The sequence below is a fragment of the Treponema bryantii genome, assembly GCF_900111035.1.
Lineage (GTDB): Bacteria > Spirochaetota > Spirochaetia > Treponematales > Treponemataceae > Treponema_D > Treponema_D bryantii_C.
In genome coordinates, this window is the sequence record NZ_FOFU01000002.1 from 324,175 (window position 1) to 336,524 (window position 12,350).

Sequence of the window (12,350 nt, forward strand, 5' to 3'; positions counted from 1 at the left end):
TTTAACCAGACTAACGTAACTGTGCAGTTTCAAGACATGAACCGGTACTTGTAGAAATCTGATAGCCTAAAATACCATTCGATGTTCCGTTACCATAAGTTTTACTCCAGTTTACAGATTGGTAACCATTTAAAGTATTGGAAATCGAACTATTCTTTATTTGTCCATTAATTTTAGAATCTTTAAGTACCCCATTATTCTTCCATACTCCAACATTTACCTTATCTTCTCGATTAGTTGTCATTCGGCTTGGTGAAGGAACAACTGTTACTTCCCATGCACCTGTAAATCTTTCATTTGAATCTGCACCAGCAGGAGCCTGATTAAAGGTAGCTGTAGCATCAGACACTGTAGGATCTACCAGGTATGCATACTTTGGCATTTTGATTGCAGAAGTATAGTAACCGATGTATGGAATTGCATGACCTTTAGAGTTCACTGCGACATCCAGAGTCAAGTGTTCACCAACTGCACCAGATGCATCAACTGTACAAGTAGATGCAGTACTTGATGGAGATTCAAGATAAGCATACTTTACATCTCCATTACCAGCATAAGCGGCAATATGAAGATGATTGTCCTTATCTGCCACAATATGACAATATTCTCCACCTTCTGCAAAAATTGTTTGTGGCTCAGTCCAGTTTTTAGCAGTTGCATCTCCCTTAAGAGACTCCCAAGCTGTAATAGGATCAGTAATAGAACTGAATTTACAGCAGTTATCTTCGGCATCATACCAAACTACACAGACAACGTCTTTTCCATTGCTCTTAACAACTGCAACATCGACATACTGACCAGCACCTCTACCAGATATACCAGGCACATTTTCTCTTGAATAAACATTGTTAGCATATCCAGATATAAATGAAGCACCAGATTTACCGTTTGCAATTACCTGACAATTAGTTGTTGCATAGTATGAAGGAGCACCAGCTTGATATGTATCATTAAAACCACCGGTATTTCCTGTTGTAGCACCAGAGAATGTACCTGCCCTGAATCTTATCTGATTTGTAAGAGCATCATAGTAAACTAAATACAGGTTTGTATTTGTTCCAGTTACAGTTGAAGCAAACTCCGGAGAAAGATAACGATATTTCATAAGAGAATAGGCAAATGTTCCATCTCCTGTCTTAAGCGCATTTTCTTCCAAGCGAAGAGCATGGAAATCATTCACTGTACCTGCTGCATCATTTAATGTACCCGCTGTACTATGTAGACCTCCACCCCAGCGACTTGTATAGAGATCCCATTTATCAACGGAACCACTGCTATTTGTATCACCACCAGAACAAACAGAATATGTATAACCTAAATCATCTACATGGAATCCAACACAAGGGCCTGCAAAAGTATCCCAGTCTCCTGCCCAATAAATTGATGAGTAATTATCATTATAACCATCAATTATTTCAGAATAGTCTTCATATCGATTATTTCTCCATCGTTGTGCTTGATAATGGAATGACTTTGGATTTCCACCCATACTGAAATACAAACCACCATTTGCAAAAGCATAATTAAGCATTCCAGTTGTCTGGTTTATTTTCATATTGATACCTGTTGTAAGACCATTTATTGGCACTGCAGCACTATCATTGAATTCCCAGACATCAAATTCTACATCATCAGTAAGAATGTTGTTTGTGTCGCCATTTCCCTGGCGGTTGTACCAGTTTGCATAAGCATCACCAGTTTCACTAGCTGTTCCCTTGGCATCATTTTCGTTAATGTTATTCATTACAGGTATACCATTAACCGTAAGATCCAATTTTCCAGTTGAAAGCCTTGCAACATTAAAGCCAAGTTGTCCATTTGTACTATTATCAATTTTCAAGGAATCAGTTGCGTTACCAACAGTAAAGGTATTACTTCCACTTACGATAGTTGCGCTACCATTAATATTGAAACCGTACAAAATAACATCTTCTGAAGTATCTGTAGTAAGTGTTATACTAGAATCTATATTTGAAACGATAGACTGTACTGGATAGTGTCCTAATGCAGTTCTGTTATAAACAGATGGATTTGTAGTCTTATGCTTTGAAAGTCTTGTTTTAACCGTAGTAATATACGGTACAATATCCATCTTGTAGTAATAGGTCATGTTATCTTCACAGTCAGACTTTTTGTATACAATAGTACTGCCTGGAGTTGATGAAGAGACCTTTGTGTTACAATAGAAATCTGTATAATAAGTTGTAAGAGCATTCGGCTGCTTCTTTGCATTACTCCATACATCAACCTCTTTAAGAGCTGTTTGTTTTGTATTTGTATCAACTGTATGAGTAGATTCTCTTGAACCTCGTGCATCTACAGCCCAAACAATAACTTTCTGATCAAGTTCAGTTTTATTTGTTCGTTCTGCTGTATCTACTGTGAGAGTCCATTTAGCAAGGTGACCGTCACTATTACAATAAATATCCTCTACAGAGAAGCCCCATCCATCGGCAAAAGCTCTTGATGTCCATGTACCGTTGGTATATGTAGAAGCTAACTTTTCTGTATCAAGTTTTGTATGGTTATCCATTTGAACATAAAGTTGATTAAGTTTTATATCGTCAAATGCATAACCTTCAATCTTAATCTTACCAGAAACTTTAGGGTCATCACCTAGTTTAGTTTTTCCAGTTCCTACTTCTGTATTCTTAATAGCATCGGTAAGTTCTTTTTCAAGTTCAATATGACCTTCTGCAATTAATTTGTTGTCACTGTCTTTTGTCCAACCTACAGAGTTTTCTGTCTTTGAATTCCAGTAGAATGGACGAATCTTTACTTCTGGAGCTTTTACATCGGTATAATTATTCTGAAGAGCAATCTGCATTTCACAGCTGAGTTTTGTGTCACCTTCTGTGCTGTCAGAAATTACAATATCGAACCATGTTGGAGCATTTGATGTAGAATTATCCAAAGCTCCAAGTATTGTTGCTCCATCGAAAGTGATTACACTTTCTGTATTACCAGTAACGTAAGTTACAGAGTTTGCATCTGTAACTGTTGGTAGATTCTGACCATTATCTGTTCCAGATACTGCAGTTGTTCCATCATCATTTGTGATTGCGGCCTTTGCAGCACTCTTCAAAGCTTTTGACCCTGAAGTTGTTGAAGCTGTAAAGCCTGTAATCTCTTTTGTTTCTGAATCTACAGTAAAGGCAGCTTTTTTACCAATCTTGTATTCATAGTACAAATCACCGTTTCCACCTACAATTTCTGGGATAAACTTAACTGTATCTGTTACCTTCATAAAGGCTATAGAACTATTTGCCGCAATTCCATCAACATCATCAGCATTACCAGAAACAATCAATTTTGAAGTTACATCATTTGAACGATCTGTTGCTTTTCCATCAATTGTTGGACGAACGCGGGAATAATATCTGCTCTTTGTTTCATCCTCGTAATCTGCTGCATGGACTCCAGTATTACGCCAGCCCTTTGCGTTTCCGTTATAATCTGTCCAAACTGTAACACCAGCAAGACGAGGTGCATTATTTGCCACATTTCCAGAATATGATTTTTCGGTAGCGTTTCCTGCTTTATCAAAAGCTACAAAGTGTATTGTAACTGGACCATCAAGCATATTCTGAGAGTTGAGAGATGCTGACCATGGATAAGAATTAGTCTGCTTTGTTACCCCTTCAATTAACCAGTCACCATCTCCACCAGATATTACAGTTGTATCTTCAACATTTTTCTGGTAAAGACCATTATAGGTTGCCCCCTGCTTTTTACTTTCTGGAGAAAGATTATCAATTACCAAAGCTGGAGTTACGTAAATTTTCTTTGATGAATTAGAAGTAGTCAATGTACCATCTACAGTGATTGTTGTTGTAGTAACTGTCTTAATCTTATAAATTACGCCATCAACCTTACAAATACCACCTTTGCGTATCCAATCATCACTTACAGAAACTGTAATTGTATCTGATTCGGTCTTTGTGGCGGTTAATTCTTTCCAGTAAATACCATCGCCATGACTTGCAACTGAAGTATACTGGAAGCCTGTTGAAAGATAATAATTGTTATGTTTATCATTTGTTCCAGAAGATCTGTCTTTTGTTACCAAAGGATCAAGAACGTTTGTTGTATTTCCTATTGTTCTTGTAAAATACATAGCAATTCTTTCAAATCCACTCTGTTTTCCTTCTTCATCGAAGGTTCCGTAAACTGAGTACATACCAGAAGAATTTTGTACCTTATTTCCAGTACCAGAAAGTTCGACTGCATTATCATCAGCACTTACAGTTGCTTTGAAGTCAGGAGAAGTACAATCGTAATTTACTGTGATTGTACGTTCTACAGAGTTACTTTCAGCTGTAGCATCTACTGCAGAAATCTTATATGTGATAGTGCCATAACCTGAATCTTCTCCAATTGGAATACGGAAATCATAATCATACGCAGTAATTGTATGCTCAGTTGGTTCTGTATAATGAGTAGTATGTTCTGAAGACTGAACAACCTTATCAGATTCAGAATTGTTTATTGTACCTGTATTTGTGGAATTATTTCCTTCTACAAGAGTATGAGATGCAGAGCCATCATGCCATAACAACTGTTTTACACCATTACCATCTGTAACAGAACCTATTAAATACCACTGTCCAGAAATCCACATATCTTCCTTATAGGTGATACGCTTATCGATATTGCTTTCCGAAAACTTATTAGCAGCAGTTTCATTCTTAAGTTTTACAAGCTGCATATCACTAAGAGAAGGAGCATTCTTATCAATCTGAACTGTTCTTGAAACTGTATCACTTATTTTTCCAGAAGCACTCTTTGCTATAATATTCACAGTATAGTCAGGAGTTGCATTTTCTTTTTCCAATTCATGATGACTATTAATAGCAAAGTTCCAGCTGGTTGGTGTTCCACTAACTTCAATACCTTTTAAAGTAGAAGTAATGTTTACAACTCTATAATAAGGTTCAGAACCTGTTGATTTATTTTTTGTATCTTCAATTAATTTATCAAGTTTTGTCACCCAATCATCATTTGAATTATCAATTGAAGTTGGAACAATAATCTGTGCATAAACCTTTTCAACTGAATTTGTTTCAATTGTTGTTTCGCCCGAGAATCTGATAGTTCCACCGAGTTTTGCATTATCATCTGGATAAGTAATCTTAACCACAGGTTTATCGCCATTTGGTATTACTTTAAGAGATAATGCCTCTGGTTCAGAAGAGTTCTCTATTTCGTCTACAACATAAACCCACAATTTAAGAACTTCTGTATCATTATAATTATCGATATCAGATACTTCATAAAGGTCTTTAAGCCATTCTCTTAATCTTTTTTCATGAGTTACACCTGTGATAGCAGTGGCAGCTGTATCGCCATCAAATTTAATTACAGCAGAAAGTTTATTATTCTCAAAGAGAATTTCTTTCCAATTTGTTCCTATACGATTTTTTGCTTCAACTGGTGTAGTTACATCATCTTTTGTAAGAGAATAATATACATGTTTCATATCTGCTGCATTAACAGTTCCACCAACTTCTATATCTTTGATACCATAAACTGTCTGATTGTCTTTATGACTTGTAAACTCAAATTCTGCTGGAGTGTTATCAATTGTAATGCTTACAGTTTCTGTTGTTGTCTTTGCACCATCAAATACTTCAAGCTTACACTCTCTGAGTCCACTTTCCATACCAGTCGCAATAATTTTTGCAGATGTCCACTTATTATATGTGTGTCCATCTACTTCTTTTGTTGCATCGGTATCTGTACTTGCAGCCTGTTTGAAATTGTAAATATAGTAATCATTATCCATATCTTCTGCTGCTGTTGAATAGCCAGATACAGTTGACTTATCACTTGAATTCTTTGGAACCTTAAGTTTTATTGTATCGACACCATTTATATCATAAGCATATACACGAATATAGATTTCCTTTTTATTACCAGTTCCACCTGTTGTAGGTTTGCTGCTTATTGACTGCCAATTTAAAGTAGTAGTTGCATAAGTCCATCCTTGACTTGTTATAAATGGAGCTGTCGTATCTATTGTTGTACTAACAGCAGAAGCCTTGATTGTTGTACCAGTTTCTGGAAGATATCCAAATTTATTATTTTTACTGTCAACAATTTTTACAGAGTTCAATACTTCTGTTTTCTGAGCATCTGTAGAATAAGTAGTTAAATCGCTGGAAATATAATCCTTTGTACCATCATTTAACTTAAACCAGATTTTCTGTGGACCATCAGATAGTTTTAATTTGAATGAACCATTGGTATAAGTGAAATCCGAGTTCGCAGCTGGAGTTGTCCAGGTAGTTGAAGTAGTTGGTTTTTCATTTCCAATATAACAACTTATAGTAGACGGAACCCCGTCATCATCAGAAACATTTCCATAAATCTCGTTATTACCAAAGATAGACTCTGCAAGATCAATATTTGTAAGTGTAATAACAGGGCGGTCAGTATCCTGATTTACATAGATATCTTTTGTAGCTTCTGTTGTATTTCCGGCAGCATCTGTTGCAATTGCTTTGATTGTGTACTTTGTGTTATTGATAAGAGTTGTTGTATTACATTCGGCAATCCAGTTATTGGCTGTACTTTCTGATGTCTGATCCAAATCATTCCAAGCTGTTTCACCTGCTTTCTGATACTTAAGCACAACTGTACTGAGTTTATTTTTATCGCTTGCTGAACCATTAATTGTGATTGTTCCGTTTACATCTTCAACATCAATACCATTTACCTTTGTTTTTGAACCAGGTGTTGTAACTGATTTGAAGCTGACAGATGGAGGATCACTATCCTTTGTAACAGTAAGAATCCTTTCCTTTGCTTCATTTCCTGCTTTATCTGTAATGAGTGCGTAGATTGGATTTGTTTTGTCTGGATCATATTTATCAACACCATTTGTAACAGGAACATTTACAATCCAGTAATTTCCAGATTGTGTTGCAGCAATTGTATGATTTCCATACGCATATTTAACTGCAGCAATTCCAGAATTCATATCTGTACCTGAAGTTTCTGCATCAGCAACTTCAATCTGAAGATCATATCCATAGTCGCCATTTACAAGAATTTCTGAACTTGACTCATAGTTTGTTGTACGATACTTAACCTTAGATGTAGTAAGAGTTGGAAGAACTGTATCTACATAAACAGTTTTTCCGCCTGCATCTTTAACATTGCCTACAACATCTTTTATCTGTACCTTGATTGTATTACTTCCTTGTGAAGTACAGTTTACAGTTGCTGTATAAGTTCCTTCTGAACCAGACATTGGATTCCAGTGGGCACCATTATCTATAGTATATTCTACTGTAGAAACTCCCGAACCATTTGCTGGATCTGCTACATCCACGATTTTAATATTGATGAATGATGATTTATACCAGGTCTTGGCAGCATCACCTGTACCAACAGTGGTTCCTGTTGAAGTAACTGAAAGAGTTCCATGAGTTGGAGCTGCTGTATCGACTACAACTGTTCGCTGAACAGAGGAAGAACGACCGGCCTTGTCTGTTGCTGTAATTGTAAGAGTATGAGTTCCATCAGTAAGTTTATTTTCTGTTTGTGTATCTGTTCCAGGATTTATTTCCTTAGACCAGTTACCATTTGTAATTGCAGTTCCTGCAATTGTCCAGTTTTTTGCATTCTCGCCTGTACCATCTGTAATTACGATATTTTCAATTCCGTTATTATCTGAAGCTGTACCTGACAGTGTCAGTTTTCCGCCAGCTTTAACCTGTGCTCCAGTTGTATTTACAGTTGTTTCGGTAAGGGTTGGAAGTGCTCTATCTACCCAGAAAGGTTTTGAGAATACCGATACATGGTTTGCATCACTTCCAGAGACATTGTCTTTTGCGTAGATGTAAAGATACCATCTTCCTTCTTTGAGATTTGCAGCAGCTGTTCCTCCCAGATTTTTTTCAACTGAGAGTTCACCATTATCTATAGAAGTCCAGCCAGTTCCTGTTGAAGCAGAAGTTTTTATTGCATTTTCATTGGCAAATGGAGTTTGTGTGAAAAGATATTTTGCTGTCTGAATTCCTGAACCCGCATCAGATACAGAACCTGCAAATGTATATTTTGCATCTGTAAGAGTTTCAACCGATTCCGCAGGAGCATTCAAATTAATAACTGGTGCTACAGAATCTTTATAAACATAATAGGTCTTTGGCGTTTTACGACCAGCAACATCTTCTACTTCTACTATAATCTCATTTCTCTGATTTGGTGTGATAGTAATAGCTTTTGACCAGGTCTTATTTGTTACTTCAACAATATCGCCTCCAACTTTAACCTGCTTGATTCCATTAGTATCAGAAACACTTCCTGTAAGAGTAAATGTTGTTGCGTCATAATAGAAATTCTGTTTTTCGGTAAGTACAGAATCTTCATATTTTACATAATCAATAGAAGGCTCTTCTTTATCTACAACAAAATAACGAGGACGAAGTTTTGTATTTGTTGCATTTTTATTTGTTGTTGTTACGTTACCAGATTTATCTTCTGCTTTTACATGGAGATACCAGTTTCCTTCTGTCAGTTTTCCATCTGCGGCTACATGACCTTTAATCAAATCTCTTGAGATATAGAAATCACCCCCACTAAATGTTTCTCCAGTTCCCCAATCAGTTGGAGTAGAATTATCATTAGTAAACTTGTAATAAATTTTTGCAACACCTACACCGTCATTTCCATCATTTGCATTAATTCTGAAAGTATAGCTTTCATCATCAAGAGGATTTGCAGAATCTGCCTGAGGAAGCTTTATTTCAATGCCAGGACCTTTTGTATCGCGGTGAATTGTAATAATATTTTCCTTTGTATTTCCTGCAAAATCTTTTACTTTAATAGTAATTTTTGTTTCACCATCCTGAAGTGTTGGAGTAATTGTAAACTTATATGTTCCAGCTACAAAAACAGGTGTAATATTCGTTGCTGAATTTGTTGCTTCTACTGTTACATAAGATGCACTATTTTCAAAATTTGTATCACTTACTATACCTGTAATTGTTACAGCGGCTTCGCCAGAATAATAATCTCCAGAAGTTATAGAAGTAACTGTTTCACCAGCAGCATTTTTGAGGTTTGTTGCTGTGTAACTTACAATTGGAGTAATTGTATCTATTTTTACAGTAGCAGTTTTTTCTGCAGCATTACCAGCTGCATCTTCTGCAAGAATTCTTAACGTATTATTATCAGAATCGTTCTGGAAAATAATTGTTCCACTATAGACGCTTCCAGATTTAGCAAGAGGAATCCAGTTTTGTCCATCATCAAGAGAATATCTAACCTGAGAAACTCCTGTATCACCTGCCTGTTTATCTTCTGCTGTCAATGAGAGTGCTAAATTCTTAGAATTATACCACTTAGAATTCTCATGAATTTCACTTGCAAGTTTTACATCAGAAATTACAGGCTCATTTAAATCTACAGTAATAGATTCATCGCCTGTTCCGTATTTAGGATTCTGTTCCTTATAATTTACATCATGAACTTCATAATAAACCTTATAATCTCCAGAAATTGTAATACCTGCCTGTGTTAAACTAAAGGAATCTGTAATTGTTGGATTTGCACTATCAAGTTCAGGAATTTCATTCTCTTTTAACGTAGTTTCACTGAGAATCTCATCATTTGATTTCTTAATAGTACGAATCAAAGTAAATGGTTTCTGATCAGATTTAATAGCAACATGAGCAACTATATTCTCACCAATTCCTACAGGATCCTTATCAAACTTTATACTCTTAATAACTGGTGCTGCAGCTGTAACACGTACATAGAAATTTCTAATTACAGCAGGATTATTCTTATTATCAGTTACAGAAATATCAACATTATAAATACCAGGATCTTCTGGCATAATTAAATCAAGAGGATATTCAGTAACATCGTTAAGTGCTATAGTTACTGCTTCCGGATTATAATTTGTTCCAGTAAGCTTATAAGTAACCGAACTAAGACCATCATCATCTATCAATCTGTAAGAAACAGTCTGATTACCAGAATACATATTCTTAAAGTTTGATTCTTTTTTGATATCTTCTTCAGATAATTTTACCGTGTTAGTATTTGCAGTCTTTGGTAAAATTACAGGTGCATCTGTTGACTGATCAATTGTAAAATCTCGTTCGAATAAAGTTTTTGAAATATCTTCAATATCAACACCTTTGTTTCCTGCACGGTCTTCTGCAAACATCTTTACTTTGATTTCCTTTTTATTAGAACCATCTGCAATATCTTTTGTATGAATTATAAAAGACTGTTTTGCAGGTGTTGTAATGTAATGTTTTACAGTTGCTTTAGTTTCTGCTCCAACCATAAATGGTAACTCATTACCATTTTCATCTACAATTATAAAGTAAGGGCGTCTGTCTTTTCCTTCTTCAAGAGCTGTCTGAACAGTATCATAATCATCAAGAATAGATACCTTCATAGTTACATCACCGTTAAGATAACCATCCTCTCCAGAACCATCTTCTAAATCAAGATCGTACTTTTTTGCTGTCGGTAACATGCTATCAATACTGATTGTTGGACCATCAATATCATAGATAACAGTTTTTGTACGAGTTGTCGGCATGTTATCCATATCTGAAGTAATATCAAAAACATACTGATTACTTTGTGTCTGATCAAATTTGAAATTATCTCCATCAATTGGAATTTCATATTCAAAATTATAAATAATAAGGCCGCCTTCGATTTTCTCCTTGTCTGCTTCTGTAACCTTATGAGAATAAATTTCCTGACCAGTTATTTCCTCACCTTTTTTACAAACAATAGAAATTGTTGGATATCCATCTGGAACTGAAGTTGTACCGGCAATTTTAAGAGTCTTACCTTTCATCAAATATGATGTTGTTGGAGATGGTGAAGTGAGTGTTAATCCAGGGGCAACATTCTTTGCCTTAAAACGGATATAGAATACTGAATCATCAAAAGAAGGAACTATTTTGTTTCCTTCTGTATCAGCTCCTTCAACTCCAATAATATATGTTTTTCCATACTCAAGGGGTACAACTGTACCATTTTTATCTTTACAATTCTCTTTCTGAATTGTTGTAAGGAACTGTCCATCTCCTTTCTGCTGGTATTCTGACTGCTGAGGATAAATTTTACTACCGAGAACTTCCTTTCCAGTTGCATCAGTTGAAACTGGAATAAGATAGACTTTCATATTCTCTGTATCCAGAGAAATTCCATCCAAACCTTTTGCAAGCTGAATTGTAAGTGAACGATCATTTTCTACATCATTTGCAATGCCGAGCTCTAATCCAGAAATTGAGAATGTAGGGTTGTTAAGTGGATTAAGCTTAAAGCTACCTGCTGAAATAGCATTACTAAAAAGATTAGAAATTAATGATTGTGTTTTTGCAGAACGGCCTGTATCTGTTGTATTTTTTCCTGCTTTGAGTGCATATAAATCTGGAATTTTGATTTTTGATGTACTGGCAGTAGCTTTCTGATACTCAGTCTGGAATTTTTCCCAATCTGCCCAAAGAATATATGATGGCTCTGAGTTTCCATCATTATCATCTTCTTTTTCTTCACCTGCTACTGGATAACGTTTTGCGCCATCATATGCAACGATTTCACAATAATATGCTTTTTCACCAGCTTCCTTATCATCACCATAAATGGCAGAATAAACATCTTTATCGAGGAATTTTGCTACATCAAGAGAGATTGTTGGAGGTATGCTTGTTATTTCCTTTTCATAAAGAATTGTAGCTGGATCATCTTTGCTATAGAATTTTATTACAATCTTTTCTATATCATTATCATCTGCAGCCTGTCCTTCAATTGTAAGATACTGACCGTAAGATTCTATCTTATTTGTATCTGTTTCCTCTTTTTTCGAAGAAGGTCTCGATAAAACTACTACTGGTGCAGTATTATCAATAACATAAGAACGGGTAGTTTCTGATTTATGCCCTGCGGTATCTGAAATTTTAATAGTAACTTCATATTTTCCATCTACTATTTTTAAATTTGGTTTCTTTGGATCTGGCTTTGAAGGATCAATCAGACATTTCCAATTGTTTTCATCATACATTTCTCCTTTAAATGAAAAAACCTGATCTGTTTCGTTATTTTTTAAGAAAACGTCAATATCTTCAATAGTACCATCATCTGTCCAAGTTCCACTAATAGTAAATGTATCACGGATAATTGCAGATGTCTTTGGTGTGTCAATTGAAATCACAGGTACATCAACATCGACCGAAGCACCCAGACCAATTTCACAGGCTGCAAATAGATTCAAACTAAGTGCAAGCGTAACCAAACCAAACTTTAAAAGAATAGAACTAATACTTTTTCTCATATACAACCCCAGAGTATATAAAAACATTTTTTTGAGG

1 protein-coding gene is annotated in these 12,350 nt (G+C 35.5%); it reads right to left on the bottom strand.

The window, feature by feature from the left end; genetic code table 11:
• Positions 1-10: 10 nt before the first annotated feature.
• Complete coding sequence (locus tag BMY21_RS04775; RefSeq protein ID WP_074641399.1) at positions 11-12,313, bottom strand: hypothetical protein; 12,303 nt, start codon at positions 12,311-12,313, stop codon at positions 11-13.
• Between the last annotated feature and the right edge of the window lie 37 nt (positions 12,314-12,350).

Excerpts from the sequence above, each read along its gene's own strand:
- BMY21_RS04775 (WP_074641399.1), bottom strand. The coding sequence starts at position 12,313 with ATGAGAAAAAGTATTAGTTCTATTCTTTTAAAGTTTGGTTTGGTTACG.